Origin of the sequence: Actinomyces oricola (assembly GCF_004104015.1) — a bacterium.
Classification (GTDB): domain Bacteria; phylum Actinomycetota; class Actinomycetes; order Actinomycetales; family Actinomycetaceae; genus Actinomyces; species Actinomyces oricola.
In genome coordinates this window covers 59635-75006 of sequence record NZ_RYFV01000010.1, presented here as the reverse complement: position 1 = coordinate 75006, position 15372 = coordinate 59635, and the positions used below count along the sequence as shown (strand labels likewise).

Sequence of the window (15372 nt, the reverse complement as noted above, 5' to 3'; positions counted from 1 at the left end):
CTGTCCCTCGGAGGGCGAGAGACTGGGGGCATGGACGACGAGACGACAGGCGCCGGCAGGCTCCCCCGACAGCCCAAGCCGGTGCCACCCGGGAGCTCGGCGACGAGGTTCCCCGACCTGCTGCCGTTGCGCGAGCGCCTCGACGAGCTCCGGCGCCAGCACCTGGACGTGGCGGCGCTGGCCCTCACCGTGGACGAAGGGCGGCTCTACTCGACCGACTTCCTGGTCACGTCGATGGTCCAGCGCAGCTACGGCATCGTGGACGCCCTGATCGACGCGGTGGACTGGTTCAACATCCACGCCGCCGCTCCACTGCTCCGCATCCAGCTCGACACGCTGTTCCGCGCGCACTACGCCGCCAGCGGACCCAACTCCGACGAGCTCGCCATGCGCCTGCTGGCGGGCGAGGAGTTCCGCAAGATGAAGGACCCCGAGGGCAAGAACCTCAACGACGGACGGCTGAAGGACCTGGCGGCAGCAGCTCACCCGTGGGCACCGGCCGTCTACGACAAGACCTCGGGCTGGGTGCACTTCTCCCTCAGCCACATGGTCGCGACGGTGCAGGTCTCAGGAGAGCGCGATCTCTTCATGGGCGTGCCCCTGCTGCCCCACGTTATCCCGGAGTCGCTCTGGCACGAGGTGTACGGCGCCTCGATCCAGGCCACAGAGGAGCTGTTCGTCTACGTGCGCTGGTGGGCGGCGCGCAAGGGGATGCCCCCCGGCGAGTTCCGGGACCTTCCCGAGTGACGACCCGCTCTCAGCCGAAGTCGATCTGCGACATGTCGACCAGCCGCACGAGCAGCCCCGTCTCGTTGATGCGCTCGCCCGCCTCGACGCCGGGCCGCGAGCCGCGCAGCAGCCGCCCCTCCCCCTTGTGCCGGGGCAGCAGCTCGGTGGCGGCGGTGGTCTCGGCGCGCTGGCTCTGCTGCGAGCCTCGCCCGAGGTGGTCGAGGCTCTCGGTCTGCTTGTCGCTGGGAAGCGACCACCAGGCGCGCCATATGCACTCTACGGCATCGAACGAGCGCAGTGGGTTTCGCGGTGAAACCCCTAGTGGGCACGAAAAACCCCGCCCGACTAGGGGCGGGGCTCTTTTGGGTGGTGGAGATGGGGGGAATCGAACCCCCGTCCGACGGTGGTGCAACAGGACTTCTCCGGGTGCAGTTCGCTGGCGTGTTTCTCAGCCCCGGCGTCTCACGCGAACAAGGACGCCGACGGGCTCAGTCGACTAGAAGTCCCGCGTCACCCGCCGACGAGGTGACGCAGCAGTGGCTCCCTGGATGACGCCAGGCGCCGGGTCGAGAGCGCTCCCCGGGCTGACGGACTTCGGAGCTCGCTCAGGCGGCGAGGGCGAAGTCGGTGCGAGTGTTATCGGCACCTATTGGTTCGCACAGAGCGTTGACGAGATGACTGTGCATCCTCGACCCGCTTCTCCTGAACCCACGACCGTCGTCGAAACCGATCATCCCCTGTGGAGTTGTTGCCGGCTGGGCCGGCCACTCACCCGCGGAACCGCGGATGAACGCCGGTCAAGTGTACCCAACCCGTCTCAGGAGAACCACTCATGTGCTGAGAACCACAAGAGCGCTGAAGGGCCTGTTAGCCGAGTCAGCCGTCAGTTCGCGGTTGGGCATGCCGGTCTAGCCGCGCCGCCGGTTGGCGGCGGCCATGGCCCGGGCGGCTTCCCGCTTGTCCTGCGCCTCGCGCAGCGCCTGTCGCTTGTCCCAGTCCTGCTTGCCCCGGGCCAGGGCGATCTCGAGCTTGGCGCGGCCTTCCAGGAAGTACAGCTCCAGGGGGACGATCGTATAGCCCTTGGCCTGGACCTTCTGGGCCAGTTTCTCCAGCTCGGGCCGGTGGAGCAGAAGCTTGCGCTTGCGGCGCGGGGTGTGGTTGTTCCAGGTGCCCTGCAAGTACTCGGGGATGTGAGCGCCCTGGAGCCAGGCCTCACCATTGCGGTCGACCTCAATCCACGCCTCGGCCAGGGAGGCGCGCCCCATGCGCAGGGCCTTGACTTCGGTGCCGGTGAGGACCAGGCCGGCCTCATAGCGGTCCTCAATGAAGTAGTCGTGTGTTGCCTTCTTGTTGCGGGCAATGGTCCTGTGAGCGTCGGAGGCTGCTTTGGCCCGTTTCCCCGGGGCGGGTTTCTTGATCCCGACGGGCTTCCTCTTGGCCATGAGCGTCCTCCTTACAGCTGCCGCGCGGCGCCGGCCCCTGCCACGCACGGAACGTCCACTTTACCCGTGCCGTCAAGTACCCGGGGTTGGGTCGGCAGCGCCAGGGCGCGAAGGCCCGTGACGGGGCGCACTGGCTGAATCGTCCGCCGGGTTGACGACCCGGCGGACGGCTCGCCCTTAAAAACCGGGGAGAGTCATAGGGTCGACCTCGACGCCGTTGAGATAGACCTCGTAGTGGACGTGGGGTCCGGTCACTCCCCCAGTGGCACCGGTCAGCCCGACCTGGTCGCCCTTGTTGACATAGGCCCCTTCAGCCTGGGTCTGCTGGGACAGGTGGCAGTAGCCGAGTACCACCGACTGGCCATCGACCACACCGCCATCAATGAAGATCCCATTGCCGCAGGACTCGTTGTAGAAGTTATGGACCGTGCCGGACACGCCCGCGTACTGCGGCACCCCGGTGGCCGCCATGAGGTCAACGCCGGCGTGGAGGCGCAACTCACCAGTGATCGGATGGACCCTGTAGCCGAAGGGCGAGGTGACCACCAGGGCCCCGGTGATCGGGTGCCCAATGGACCCCGACCCCAGCTCATTGGTGGCCTCAGCGACAGTTTCCGAGCCCGTGTAGGTGGGCTCGGCCCGGTTCGCGGCATCGATCTCGGCGACCTTGGCCGCCGCTGCGGCGGCGTCTGCGGCCGCCTGCGCCTGCTGGGCCTCCAGGCTCTCCTTCTCGGTCTCCAGGCTGGCAGCGGCCGACTCCTTCTCCTCGGCCAAGGTGGCGACTTCGTCGCGCTTGGTCTGGGCGGAGTCCCGGGCGGTCTGAGCGGCGGCCTCGGCGGCGTCGGCATCGGCCTTCAAGGTGGCGACGCGGGTTGTGGTGGCGTCCTGACGGGCCTGCCTGTTCGCGGTCTGAGCCCTCTCGGCCTCGGCGGCGGCCAGGACGGACTCCTGAACTCCTGAGGCGATCTCAGTGGTCGTCGAGCGTTGTGCCAAGTCCTCCACCGACTCCGAGGCCAGCACGTAGCTCAAAGAGGTCAGGCTATTGTCGCCCTGGTAGGTGGACACCACGAGCTCTGCAACGGAGGCGGTGTTCTGATCAGCCGTCTCCTGGGAGGAGGCGGCCTCCTCCTGGATCGCGGCTAGGTCCGCCTCAGCCACGGCGAGACGGTCGGAGGCGGTCTGCTGCTCGCGCTCCTTCTGCGCCAAGGTGGTCTCAGCGGTCGTCAGGTCGCTTTCGGCAGCAGCCAGATCGGCCTGCGCGCTTTGGAGGTCCAGATAGGCCTGCCCCAGGGAAGCGCTGACGCCCTCGAGGGAGGCGGCGAGTTCCGCCTCACGCTGTTCAGCCTCCGTCTGCTGGTCGACGGCGTCAGAGCGCTCATCGGCCAGTGCGCCCTGACTCAACGGCACCAGGACCAATGCCGCGGCGAGCCAGGCGGCAGCCAGGGCCCGGTGGCGCCGGGAGGGCGGGGGAACAGGCTTCACTGGGGGAAACATATCGATCACACCTTTGTGTACTTCGACAAGGAGAAGGCCGAGGAGGCTGCGGCGAAGAGGATGGCGGCGGCGATCAGCCAGGGGGCGAGCCACAGCACCTGGCTGGTTCCGATGAAGGCGGAGGTAAAGCTGATGGAGCGCGCCAGCCACCCCTCAACGACATAGTGGACGCCGGCCCACAGAGAGCCCACTGCCAGAAGCGCTCCAATGAGGGCGGCAATGGCCCCCTCCAGCACGAACGGGAGTTGGATGAAAAGATTCGACGCGCCCACCAGGCGCATAATGCCGGTCTCTTTCGAGCGGCTCATAGCGGAGAGCCTAATGGTGGTGGAGATGAGCAGGACGGCGGCCACTCCCATGAGGGCGGCCAGGCCGCCGGTGATCCAAGAGGCGCGGTTCATTACCAGGAAGAGGGGTTCGAGGGTCTCCTGCTGGTCCTTAACCCTCTCAACGCCATCGCGCCCGGTGAACTGCTCGGCCACGGCCTGGTACTGCTCGGGGTCAACGAGCTTAATGCGGAAGGACACCGGCATCATGTCCTCTGTGGCATTGCGACCAATAGAGGAGTTGCCATAGGCCCGCATAAAGTTCTCGTAGGCTTCGGCCTTGGACTCAATGGTGTAGGACTTAATGTAGTCCTTGAGGACCTCGGAGTTAATGAGCTGCTCGACGGCATCAATCTGCTCTTGGGTGGCCTCGCCGTCGGCGCACTCGGCGTAGGCCGAGGACTGCGGGCACATGAAAACGCTCACCTCGACCTTGTCATACCACTCGCCCTTCATGGTGGAGATCTGCGTCTGGAGAAGAGCGGAGGCGCCCACGAAGAGCAGTGAGACGAAGGAAACGAGGATAACCGAGATGGTCATCGCCAGGTTCCGGGACAGACCCTTGAAGGTCTCGGAGAGAATAAAACGGAATCGCATGGTGCCTCCTTCAGCGGTCCGAGCCGTAGACGCCGCGGGCCTGGTCGCGCACGACCTGCCCCGCCTTGAGCTCAATGACGCGCTTACGCATCTGGTCAACGATCTCGTCGTCGTGGGTGGCCATGACCACGGTGGTCCCCTGGCGGTTAATCCGGTCCAGCAGCCGCATAATGCCCACCGAGGTGGAAGGGTCGAGATTCCCGGTGGGCTCATCGGCCAGGAGGAGCTTGGGGCGGTTGACCATGGCGCGGGCGATGGCCACGCGCTGCTGCTCGCCCCCGGACAGCTCGTGGGGCAGGCGCTTGCCTTTACCGGCCAGGCCCACCAGGTCGAGAGCCTCGGGCACCGCGGAGAAAATGTAGTGCCGGGGTTTGCCGATCACCTGGGAGGCGATGGCGACATTCTCCAGAACCGTCTTGTTCTCCAGGAGCCGGAAGTCCTGGAAGACGAAGCCCATCTCGCGGCGCAGCTGGGGCACCTTCCAGCTCGAGACCCGGGACAGGTCCCGTCCCAGCACGTGGACGCGTCCGGAGGTGGGCCGCTCCTCGCGCAGCACCAGGCGCAGGAACGTCGACTTCCCGGATCCGGAGGCCCCCACCAGGAAGACGAACTCCTCGCGCTCAACCTCGATATCAACGTCGTCGAGCGCGGGTCGAGCGCCCCGCTTGTAGACCTTGGACACGTGGTCAAAACGGATCATGAATCTGCTGCTCCCTGCCTGGCCGCGGCGCATCGCACCTAGGTTCCCAACCACGGTACGCAGCATTCCCATGACTCCCGCTTGTGACACGCCCAGCGTCGCGACCACTACGTCACGTTTGTGCCACAGCCGGCGTCGACGCTGGTCCGAGCCCCGTCTCGACCGGCCCCGGAGGGCCTGTCTAGCCGGACGTTTTGGCGTCCGGGCGCCCGGCCGAGGCGACCTAAGGCCCCAAGGCCACTAGCCTGACTTCATGAACGATGCCCCCGGCCCCAACGCCGCCGGCCTTTTCGCGGCCCACGTTGACGTCGGCTCATGGGCGCGCTTCACACCCACCCTGGCGACCCTCCTTGACCACGGGCACCGCCCGGAGTCGCCTTGGCCCGCGCCCCCGGAGGGCTCGGCTACCGGCCGGGGACCTGGAGCCACCGGGGCCCCCGGCAATGGCCCGACCGTGCTGCTCACGGCCCCGGCCCCGGTAGTCGCCCAGAATTCTCCAATCACCCCTCGTGGGCTGGGTCGGCTGCTGCATCGTCGACGCGCCCCGTCTCCCGAGCCGCCCGCCATCATGTTGACGATTCGCCGCCATGATGTCGAGGCCGTCCTGCCGGTGCTCGACCCGGTCGGGCGAGTGATCCTCGACCAGGAGGCGTGTGGAGCCCTGGCCGCCCTGGGCTGGACCACAGAAGCCGGTCGCATGCACCGGGTCTTCCCCGATGGGCAGCGGGCCGCACAGATGGTGGCGCAGGTGCTCATCGAGGTGCTGCGCGTCCCCCACCCGGCCGATCTGAGCATTGCCGCCCCGCCACGGGGCTGAGCCGGGCTCAGGGGCACGGCCGCCTCGTTACCCGTCGTTCCCTGTCATTCCCGGTCAAAAGGATCATCGTCCTGCGTTTCCCCGACCACAATATAGGCGGAGGACGACGCTGAAGCGGGCGAGGGATCCGCGGTGCTCGCCTGTGTCTGCGAGGCGCCGGATGCCGGGCCGGGGGCGGTGGCGCCCTGACGGGCCGCGTCAGCCCCGCCCTCCCAGTGGTCGGCCGGCAGGGGGGTCGTGGCCTGATCCCCGTTCCGCGTAGCCCCTCCCACCCCGGCGCGGAGGCGGGTCTCCCCGGCCTGCGCCCGGCTGCCGCCTGCCGCCAGCGGCCCCTCATCAACCTGGGCGCCGGTGCCGCCGGGGGCGTCAACGGCACCGGGCTCCCGGGCGGTGTCCGGGGACCCGGCACCGCTCTGGGTGTTTGCCGTGGTGTCCGGGGTGGAGGCCGACGCCGTGCCCTGGGCGTGGAGCTGGACCCGCATAAAGCGAGTCTCCCCCCAGGTCAGGTCGTGGCCGCCGGCGTGCACATTGAGGACATTGGTCAGCTGAGTCCCGCGCTCAGACTCCCAGGTCTCCTGGGTGAAGCGGCCCGCGAGCAGAACTGGCTCGCCCTTGCGCAGGGACATGCACATGTGTTCAGCGAGCTGACCCCAGGCCTTGGCGGTGAACCAGATCGTCTCGCCGTCATTCCACCCCCGTTCCGTGCGGTAGGAGGGGGTTGTGGCCACCCGAAAACGGCAGTAGGGGCGCTGCTCGGCGCCCACGCGGCTCAGGACGGGGTTTGTGCCCAGGATCCCCTGGACGACGAGATCGAGCTGGCGGCTCATAATCGTTGCTCCTTACAGGGATGAGAACCGACGCCCTGCCGGCTCCGCCACCACCGTGCCCCGGCGCGATCCAGTCCGCACTCGGCACCATCGACCCCTGTGGAAAAAACCGCCGTCAACGCCCCTGTGGAGCCCGGGAAAACCCAGAACCACGGGGAAAGCGCTTACAGCCCCAATGCGGACTGCAGTAGCCGGTGACGCCCCAGAACCTCGTCAGCAGGTTCACTCACGCCACGCTCCACTACGGCCTTGACTCGTGCATTGACCTGGGTGAGGTAGTTCTCCGATTCGCGCTTGGCCCACTTCCGGCGCAGGACCAGAGCCACCACGGCTAGCAGCACCCCGACCCCGACCAGCGCAACGGCGAGCAGCAGCGGCCCTCCCCGGAGGAAGAAGTAAACCCCGCAGACCAGGCCGACCACCATGGCGAGCACCCCGCCCCACCAGGCCAAGTCCAGTACCGGAGAGCGGTGCCCTGGGAAGGGTACGGAGCCGACCGCCTCGGCGGTCTGGGCGCCCAGCGCCTCCGGGGAGGCGACCTCGCGATCAATACTGCGCAGCCAAGCCGGGGGGAGACCGTCGGTTGTGCGCCGCATCCAGGTGGTGCGGACAGCCTCGACCGCGGCCCGTGAAGGCGGCTCGGGCCGCGCCAGCGCCCGGGCGAAGACATGGGACAGGCTTGAGCGCACCGAGGCGGCCACGGCGTGAGCGCCTGAGGCCTGCACCAGAGAGGTGGTGGAGGTCTCGGCGAACTCAGGATTCACGTTCACCGGTTTGGGGGCCACTGTAGAGCGCAGTCTCAGGGCGATGGCGTCCAGCTCGGCGGAGGCCGTGCGGGCGGCGTTGGACGCGCGTGCTACCCGCTGGCACAGCATGTTCCGCACGTCCTTGACGTTGTCACCGCGCGTGGCTGAGACGGCCAGCACCTTGACTTCGGTCAAACCGTCACGGTCCAGCAGGGAACGCGCATCTGCCATGAGCGTGTCCACCGCGCTCGCGGGCAGAGTGTCGATCTGGTTGACCAGGAGGAGCATGTCTTCCTGTCGCGCGCCCAGTCCCCGCAGGTAGCCCTCATGCAGGGCCGCGTCGGCGTACTTCTGCGGGTCGACCACCCACACCAGCACGTCGGCCACGGGCACCAGGCGGTCCACCTGGAGGGCGTGCTCGGTGGACACCGAGTCGTAGTCGGGTACGTCCAATAAGACCAGGCCGGCCAGTTCGTCCTGGTCTGAGGCGTCCAGTAACGACTCACGGCGGATGCGCCGTTGGTCGCTGACCCCCAGGAAGTCGAGCAGGGCATTGGCGTCGTCACCCCAGGTGCAGGCCGCGGCACGCGACGTGGTGGGGCGGCGGGCGCCGACGTCGGCGAACTGCAGCTGGGACAGGGCGTTGAACAGGGAGGATTTCCCTGAGCCGGTTCCGCCGAACAGCGCCACCACGGTGTGGTCCACGCCTAATGCCAGGCGCTCGGCGACCTCGTCCAGGGAGACCCTGGCGGGGTAGGCCAGGGAGGCGGGAACTTCTGTGGGACAGGCGTCCAGGGCCGCGCGTATCTGGGCCAGACGCGCATCGAGGTGGGCGGCATCAAGCACCTCGGAGGACACAGGGGCGAGGTTGGGGTGGGTCATGCGACGGCTCCATGGCGAGAGAAGGGGATGAGCTCACCGGCGCGCAACCGCAGGGCGGCGGCCAGGGCCGGATCTGGGGCAAGGGACTGGGCAGCGCCGGCGGGGATCACGCCGGCCAGCGCGGTGGTCAGGGTCTGGCGCAAGGAGGAGCGCGCCTCGGCCAGGGCTGGGCCCAAACCCAGGCGCTCGGCGGCGTCCCGAGCCCCGGCGACCCCGGTCGCTCCGGCCACCAGGAGGTCGGTGACCCCGGCCGGTGTCATGCGCTTGGGCACCGTCTTGACTGTGGCGCCCACTTCCGCGACCCAGCGCTCAACAACGGCATTCGCGTCCGGGAGCGGGGGGAGCAGGCGGGCCGCGGGCTCCGCAGCGCCAACTGCCGCCCAGGTGCGGGCAGCCTCATCGGCGGTGGACAGGACAATGGCCTCCAGGCGCGCGGCGACCGCCTCGCGGGCGTCTGCGGCCAGAAGCGCCAGTGCCTCAGTGCGGGCGCGAGTAGCGCGACCGAAGAACCCATGGGCCAGACGCCCGCCCTGGGCCAATGAGGCCAGGGCGCCGCCGGTGGAGGCCAATGCCAGCCAGCGGGTCGTGGGGGCGCCCTCCCCGAAAGTGCCGCGCTCGACCTCGGAGCACACCAGGGCGGTGGGCCGCTCCAACAGGCGCTGAGATTCAGCCTCAAGACGGGTGGCGGCATCATCCTGGGCATCGACGTCGTCGGCCAGGGCGGTCAGGTCCGCGCGCAGAGCCGTCCACAGGGAGCGTCCGGTACGCCGCACGAGCCCGGCGGCGCGGTGGCGGCCGGCGAGCAGGAGCAGCCAGTCCCGCAGCTCGGCCACGGAGGCCTCGGGCAGCAGCCCCTCGTGCGGGCCCTCGTCGGGGATGACGACGAAGGGGGACTCGGCCAGGCCCAGCTCGGTGAGGCGCTCCATGAGGTCACGGCGGACCTCGGGGAGGATACGGGCGGGAACCCGGTTGAGGACGACGGCGATCGGGGTCTGGCGCCTGACTGCCTCCTCCAGGGAGGCCCAGGGAGTCTGGTCGCCGTAACGGGCCGCGGTGGTCACGAAAAGCCAGAGGTCGGCGGCCTCCAGGAGACGTGCGGCCAGGAGCCGGTTGGCCTCGTGGACGGAGTCGAGGTCTGAGGCGTCAACCAGGGCCAGCCCCACGGGAACAGCGTCTGAGACCACCGTGTGGCCCACAGCGGCCACCGGGTGGTCAGCGAGGGCGGCGGCGTCCTCGGGGTTGACCACCAGCACCGGGGTGCGAGTGGTGGGCCGCAGCACACCGGCCGCGGAGACGTCAGTGCCCAGCACGGAGTTGACCAGAGTGGATTTCCCCGCGCCAGTGGAGCCACCAACCACGACGACAGCCGGCACGTCTGCGTCCTGGAGACGGGGAAGGACATGGTCTTTGACTTGGCCAATGAGCCGGATGCGCAGGCGGCGCGCCTCGACCACACCAAGTGCCTGCAAAGTCAGGTCGAGCCGCTCGAGGTCCCTGACAGTGTCACTGAGCACGTCAATGAGTTGACCACGGCTGAGCGAGGAGACGGTGGCATCTCCGTCGGGGCGCGCGGAAGCGGAGGGAGTCATGGGGTCACCATAATGGGACGGAGGGCACATGGAGGCAGCACGACCCACTACTGGTCTCGTCAACTCGGATCAAGGTTGTATTAAGGGCGGAATCGCGGGACTCACTGCCCGCGTACCCGGTGACGCAGCTCGTCCCGACCAAGGACGCTCCGCTGGACTCACTGCCCGCGTACCCGGTGACGCACGTGCGCGGGCAGGGCGCACCCCGGCGGGCGCCACCGGGGCCGGCCAGGACGGCGGGACCGCACTACTCAGTAGGGGCTGTCCGACTAATGGACTCGGGCACGCTCACCGTCGAGTCCGGTGTGCCCCGCCGGATCGTCGCTGCTTCCCGGGACACCGTGCGTCGTCGGATCGTTGCCTGGGCGATGCGTAAAACCGCACGTTCAGCCCGAGGACAGCGCAAGATAGGGGCACCCTGGCATCCGGACATCTATCACCAGGGCGAGGAGCGACCAATGCACGACGATCAGCAGGAGTCCACGACCCAGGAAGACAAGATCAAGGAGCCTCTCTACAAGGGAGCGAGCATGCATGTCTTCGGGTGGATGTTCCTTATCGTGTTCGGCATTGGAGCCTTATGGGATCTTACTCATGGAAGTCCGCCCGGACCAATCGCCACGGCTGGAATCCTGCTTGGCGTGTTCTGGACACTGCGCGGACGCTGGTGGCTCCGCAAGAAGATCATTGACGAAGACGCGATAAAACGCCATGAGGAAGTAGCCGCCCGTAAAGTCGAGAAAACCCAGAAGCGCCAGCAACGTGAAGCCGCCGCCCGCGAGCGCGCTGAGGCAGAGCAGATAAAGCGTGATCAAGAGGGGTACTCGGACGCTGAGAAGTGGTATCCACCAAAGCCTTTCGGCACTCTCGTGGCGCCTTGGGCGAAGGGGAAACCGTTGGAAGTCGCCGGAGAGCGCTACCAGCCGAGGGCCTTTGTAACGCTGCTGGGCAGCAAGCCGGGCTTCAACCAATACGAGGGTGTTGAGATACGGGGAGACGCCATTCTCGTGCCGGATCCCAACAACCCGTATGGGAAGGGTCGCGCGGTGGCCGTCTACTTCCGTGGGGAGCATGTCGGTTATCTGGCCCAGATGGATGCTGATAGGTACTTTCCTGTGCTGGCTGAGATGCGGCACGGCAGGACGCTGGCGCAGGTTGACGCAAGGGTCTGGGCGAGCCAGCCGGGAGGCCGCGGAAGGGGCGTCAACGCCCGCGTAACGCTCTGGCTTCCCGAACCGTCTGGCATGGTCCCCTCCAATAAGCTGCCCGAGCAGGAACACGTCGTCATACCTAGCGGCAGGACGATCCAGGTCACCAAGGAGGATGAACACATGGACGTTCTTGTCAACTACGTGCGGCGCGGCTCCGGTGTCGACAACTACGTTGCTGCGACGCTGCGATCCATTAACGAGATCCGGCCACGATCCTCCTATGAGGCCGTCCAGGTGGAGATCGACGGGCAGCGCGTAGGGGTTCTGACAAAAGGACAGTCGGAGAAACTACTCCCGCTTGTGCGGCACATTGAACAGCGTGGGCTCATACCAGTTGTGAGAGCCACAGTCAAAGGCACTCGTCTCAAAGCTGATGTCATCCTCAACTGCGCAGACGCACAAACCATTGATGACGACTGGCTCGACGACCTTGGGGACGGAGTCGCTGAAGCAAACGTCGACAGAATGCCAGTCGTCGCGCCCCACCCGGATTTCGGCTGGGATGATGAGGACTGAATGAGCATCAGACGAGCGGGCTCCCTTATACAGGAGAAGAGAGCACCATGGTCATCCGCGTTGTCACGCTTGTGCGCCTGTCCTCGTCGAGGAAGGCGCGCCTGCGCGACGCCCGCCAGGATCATCGCGGCGCGGTCGACAACGGGAGGAGTAGGCGCCTGCCTGCGAAAGGTAACGAGAACCGCGTCATGGACTCCTGCATGATCTCGGTCCACAATCCGGACACCTCGGGCGCGGGCAAGCCTCTCGCCTTCACCTTGGCCGGCCATGCTCGCCCCTCCAGCACCGCCTCACGGGCCACCATAACGTAGCGGAAACAAGTGAAACCGGCGTGCCCGGCGCGAGCGGAGGAATGGAGGACTCCCGCGGAATATGGACTTTGTGCTGGTGCCCCCGCCCGGACTCGAACCGGGAACCTGCGGATTAGAAGGCCGATGCTCTGTCCATTGAGCTACGGAGGCGCGCGCGTCGGGCCGAAGCCACGAGCGCGGGCCCAGAGTATGTCATGGATCGGCCCTGGGGCGCCCTCCCCATGATCAGGTGCCCCGTGACTCGTCGCCTCGCCGCGAGCGCCGGTATCGTGGCGGCGAGCATCCAGCGTGCACTGCACGCCACCCGCAGTCTCGAAAGGACTCACGTGACTCCCTCAGCGCTCGTCGTCCGCTCACTGTCCTCGCATGCCTCTGCAGAACCTAAGACGTTCACCAACACCTTCACGGTTGGTCGGGCCCCTGACTGCGATGTTCAAGTCAGCCACCCGCTGGTCTCCCGACGGCACCTGCGTTTGACGCCCACGCGCCAGGGCTGGCGGGTGGAGTGCGTGGGCAGGAATGGCATGCTCGTTGACGGCGTCGCCGCTCGTGAGACTCTCGTCACTCATGGCACTCGCGTGCAGTTGGGCGACGCCTCAGGACCGGCGCTGGGGCTCACGCCCATTGCCTCCGAGGGGACGGCCGACGGCACCGGTGGCGCAGGCGCCCCAGCCTCCACTCCCCCGCCGGCCTCTCCTCCCCCGCCGACCTCCCCTCCGGCCCCCGCTCCGCCAGCCACCTCGGGCAGTTCCCCGACCACGGCCTCTTACACCCCCTCCACACCTGGAGTGCCGGCCAACGCCGGGATCGTCGGCTCCTCCCCCACGACCGCCGGTTACGGCGCACCAGCAGGCGCGCAGGGGCGCGGCGCCATGAGCCCGCAGGCCTCGGGAGGCCCCCCGGCGGCCCCCAGCCCCCAGCCCCGCTCCCCCTCCGGGCCCTCAGGGCCCTCGGGGCCGTCAGCCATGTCGGCTGCGGGCAGCGGGGGCGGGCACCGGGTCATGGCTCCCACTGGGTCTGTGGCAACAGTGCGTCAAACCCTCCAGGCCTTCCGCATTACCAGTTCGGGCACAATCGGGCGCGCCCCCGACAATGCCCTGGTCATTGACGACCCGCTGATTTCCAAGCACCACGCGCGCATTGACCTGACACCCCAGGGCATTGTGGTCACCGACCTGGGATCAACCAACGGCATCTACCTGGCCGGACAAAGGGTGCCCAGCGTACAGGTCACCCAGCCCGTGGTCGTAGGCATGGGTTCAACCTTTGTGGCGATCAGCCCGGACGGCCTGTGCGAGGTCCAGGTCTCCGCCGGCACGGGCGGGGAACTGGTCGGTAAGGACCTGACCTTTACCGTTAACAATGGCAAGCTCAAGCTCCTGGACGGCATCTCCTTCTCCCTGCCGGGCAATGAACTGCTGGCCGTCGTGGGCCCCTCTGGCGCCGGAAAGTCCACTCTGCTCAAGGCCCTTACCGGGGAGCAGAAGGCGCAGGAGGGCCAGGTCCTTTTCGACGGCCTCGACGTTTACGAGCACTACCCGGTCATGCGCAACAAGATCGGCGTGGTCCCGCAGAACGACGTCATCCACTCGGCGCTAACTGTGCGCCAGACACTGGAATACGCCGCCGAGCTGCGCTTCGCCAAGGATGTGTCCAAGAAGGAGCGCCGGGCTCGCATTGCCGAGGTCCTGGAGGATCTCGACTTGACCCAGCATGTGGACAAGCGCGTCAAGAAGCTCTCCGGCGGCCAGCGCAAGCGCGTGTCCACCGCCATTGAGCTGCTCACCCGTCCCAGTCTTCTTTTCCTGGATGAGCCGACCTCGGGCCTGGACCCCCAGCTGGACCGCGACGTTATGGATCTGCTGGCCTCCCTGGCGCACGGCACGCGCCCCGGGGACACGGGGCGCACCGTGGTGGTGGTCACCCACAATGAGAACCATATTGACCGAGCCGACAAGGTCCTCATCCTGGCGGCAGGCGGAAAGCCCGTCTACTACGGGGCGCCGCGTCAGGTGTTGCCCTACTTCCGCGAGCGCCTGACCGAGATCGCCGGCCGCGGCCAGCTCCTGCTGCACGCCCCCAAGGGGACCCTGCCCGACCCGCCGGCCATTGACGGCTTCGCCGACGTCTACGCCCTCATCCGCAACCACACCCCTGAGCTGCGTCAGCACCTGGAGGCCACGGTTCCGTCGACCCGGCGCGGCAGCGGCAAGACGGTGACCACGCGTTCGCCCATAGCCACCCCCCAGCAAAAGCCTAAACAGTCCGCCGCCAGGCAGGTCTCAACGCTAGTGCGCCGCCACCTGCGCATTGTGGCCGCTGACCGCTCCTATCTGGCGTTCATGTTGCTCCTGCCGATCATTATGGGACTGCTCACCAAGGCGATCGAAGGCAATACCGGTTTCGCGAAGATCACGGACCCGACCGCCGAGGGCGTGCGCTTGACACAGTCCCTGGAGCTGCTGGTCATTCTCATTACCGGGGCGGCCTTCGCCGGTATGGCCTCCACGATCCGCGAGCTGGTCGGGGAGCGGGATATCTTCCTGCGTGAAAAAGCGGTGGGGCTGCGGCCCTCGGCCTATCTGTGGTCGAAGGTCCTGGTGCTCAGTCTCATTAGCATTGTCCAGACCTCCATTATGGTCGGGATTGCGCTGGCCCTCAACGACGCCCCCTCCGAGGCTGTACTCCTGGGGAATTCGGGCTTCGAACTGGCGGTGTGCTGCCTGGTCACCGCTTTTGTTTCGGGTCTACTGGGCCTGGCAATCTCCGCCTTCGTGTCCTCCTCCGAGCAGGTCATGCCGGTGCTGGTGGTCACTATTATGGCTCAGCTGGTACTGGCCGGCGGCATTATTCCCGTTGCGGGGCGTGCGGTCTTCGAACAGCTTTCCTGGTTCATGCCGGCGCGCTGGGGCTATGCCATGGCCTCCTCCACCATTGCCATGCTCGACATCCTGCCAACTCGTGATGACGCCCTGTGGAAGCACACCAGTGGGCAGTGGCTCACCGACCTGGGCTTCCTGATCGCGCTCGGTGCGCTCTTCGTGATCATGTGCTACGCGGGTCTGGCACAGCGCGGCCGCCGCTAACCGGGCACGGGGCACATGTGGTGGGGGTCCGCGCAAATCAAATACCTGCGCGGCCCCCCACCACATGTGCCCCGTGAAGTGTGATATGACGTATGACAT

General features: G+C 67.2%; 12 protein-coding genes, 1 tRNA gene and 1 other RNA gene. 5 read left to right on the top strand and 9 right to left on the bottom strand.

Annotation, left to right across the window (positions count from 1 at the left end):
- Positions 1-30: 30 nt before the first annotated feature.
- On the top strand, positions 31-747 hold the full coding sequence (locus EUC46_RS05790; RefSeq protein WP_128773239.1) for a hypothetical protein: 717 nt from the start codon (positions 31-33) through the stop codon (positions 745-747).
- Positions 748-1096: 349 nt separating this feature from the next.
- Here the strand turns inward: EUC46_RS05790 and ssrA are convergent.
- The 5 genes from ssrA to ftsE form a co-directional block, all read right to left on the bottom strand.
- Positions 1097-1467: a transfer-messenger RNA gene (gene ssrA / locus EUC46_RS05785) on the bottom strand.
- Positions 1468-1637: 170 nt separating this feature from the next.
- Positions 1638-2171, bottom strand: coding sequence for an SsrA-binding protein SmpB (gene smpB, locus EUC46_RS05780; RefSeq protein ID WP_128773238.1), 534 nt, complete (start codon positions 2169-2171; stop codon positions 1638-1640).
- A 177-nt stretch (positions 2172-2348) separates the two neighbouring features.
- Positions 2349-3665, bottom strand: a complete 1317-nt coding sequence (locus tag EUC46_RS05775; protein WP_128773237.1) for a peptidoglycan DD-metalloendopeptidase family protein — start codon at positions 3663-3665, stop codon at positions 2349-2351.
- A gap of 5 nt (positions 3666-3670) precedes the next feature.
- Positions 3671-4588, bottom strand: a complete 918-nt coding sequence (gene ftsX / locus EUC46_RS05770; RefSeq protein WP_128773236.1) for a permease-like cell division protein FtsX — start codon at positions 4586-4588, stop codon at positions 3671-3673.
- A gap of 10 nt (positions 4589-4598) precedes the next feature.
- Positions 4599-5288, bottom strand: coding sequence for a cell division ATP-binding protein FtsE (ftsE, locus tag EUC46_RS05765; protein ID WP_128773235.1), 690 nt, complete (start codon positions 5286-5288; stop codon positions 4599-4601).
- Between the two features lie 253 nt (positions 5289-5541).
- On the opposite strand from ftsE, the gene EUC46_RS05760 reads away from it, so the two are divergent.
- Positions 5542-6105 (top strand): hypothetical protein, encoded by a 564-nt coding sequence (locus EUC46_RS05760; RefSeq protein WP_128773234.1) that lies wholly within the window; start codon positions 5542-5544, stop codon positions 6103-6105.
- A 44-nt stretch (positions 6106-6149) separates the two neighbouring features.
- Here EUC46_RS05760 and EUC46_RS05755 read toward each other — a convergent pair whose 3' ends face one another.
- The 3 genes from EUC46_RS05755 to EUC46_RS05745 form a co-directional block, all read right to left on the bottom strand.
- Positions 6150-6932, bottom strand: coding sequence for a single-stranded DNA-binding protein (locus EUC46_RS05755; RefSeq protein ID WP_128773233.1), 783 nt, complete (start codon positions 6930-6932; stop codon positions 6150-6152).
- A 164-nt stretch (positions 6933-7096) separates the two neighbouring features.
- Positions 7097-8560, bottom strand: a complete 1464-nt coding sequence (locus EUC46_RS05750; protein ID WP_128773232.1) for a GTPase — start codon at positions 8558-8560, stop codon at positions 7097-7099.
- The gene (locus EUC46_RS05745; protein WP_128773231.1) at positions 8557-10149 is read right to left on the bottom strand and encodes a GTPase domain-containing protein; all 1593 of its coding nucleotides are present in this window, start codon (positions 10147-10149) and stop codon (positions 8557-8559) included. The genes EUC46_RS05750 and EUC46_RS05745 overlap by 4 nt, the downstream gene beginning before the upstream one ends.
- 458 nt (positions 10150-10607) lie before the next feature.
- Between EUC46_RS05745 and EUC46_RS05740 the strand changes: the two genes are divergently transcribed.
- Both EUC46_RS05740 and EUC46_RS05735 read left to right on the top strand, forming a co-directional pair.
- Positions 10608-11876 carry a hypothetical protein gene (locus tag EUC46_RS05740; RefSeq protein WP_128773230.1) on the top strand — a complete coding sequence of 423 codons (1269 nt, stop codon included), beginning with the start codon at positions 10608-10610 and terminating at the stop codon, positions 11874-11876.
- Between the two features lie 47 nt (positions 11877-11923).
- Positions 11924-12187 (top strand): hypothetical protein, encoded by a 264-nt coding sequence (locus EUC46_RS05735; protein WP_128773229.1) that lies wholly within the window; start codon positions 11924-11926, stop codon positions 12185-12187.
- A gap of 74 nt (positions 12188-12261) precedes the next feature.
- Here EUC46_RS05735 and EUC46_RS05730 read toward each other — a convergent pair.
- Positions 12262-12337 (bottom strand) — tRNA-Arg (locus tag EUC46_RS05730).
- A 176-nt stretch (positions 12338-12513) separates the two neighbouring features.
- Here EUC46_RS05730 and EUC46_RS05725 point away from each other — a divergent pair.
- A complete protein-coding gene (locus tag EUC46_RS05725) occupies positions 12514-15273 on the top strand; it encodes an ATP-binding cassette domain-containing protein (RefSeq protein WP_241655423.1) in 2760 nt (919 codons plus the stop codon).
- Positions 15274-15372: the final 99 nt, after the last annotated feature.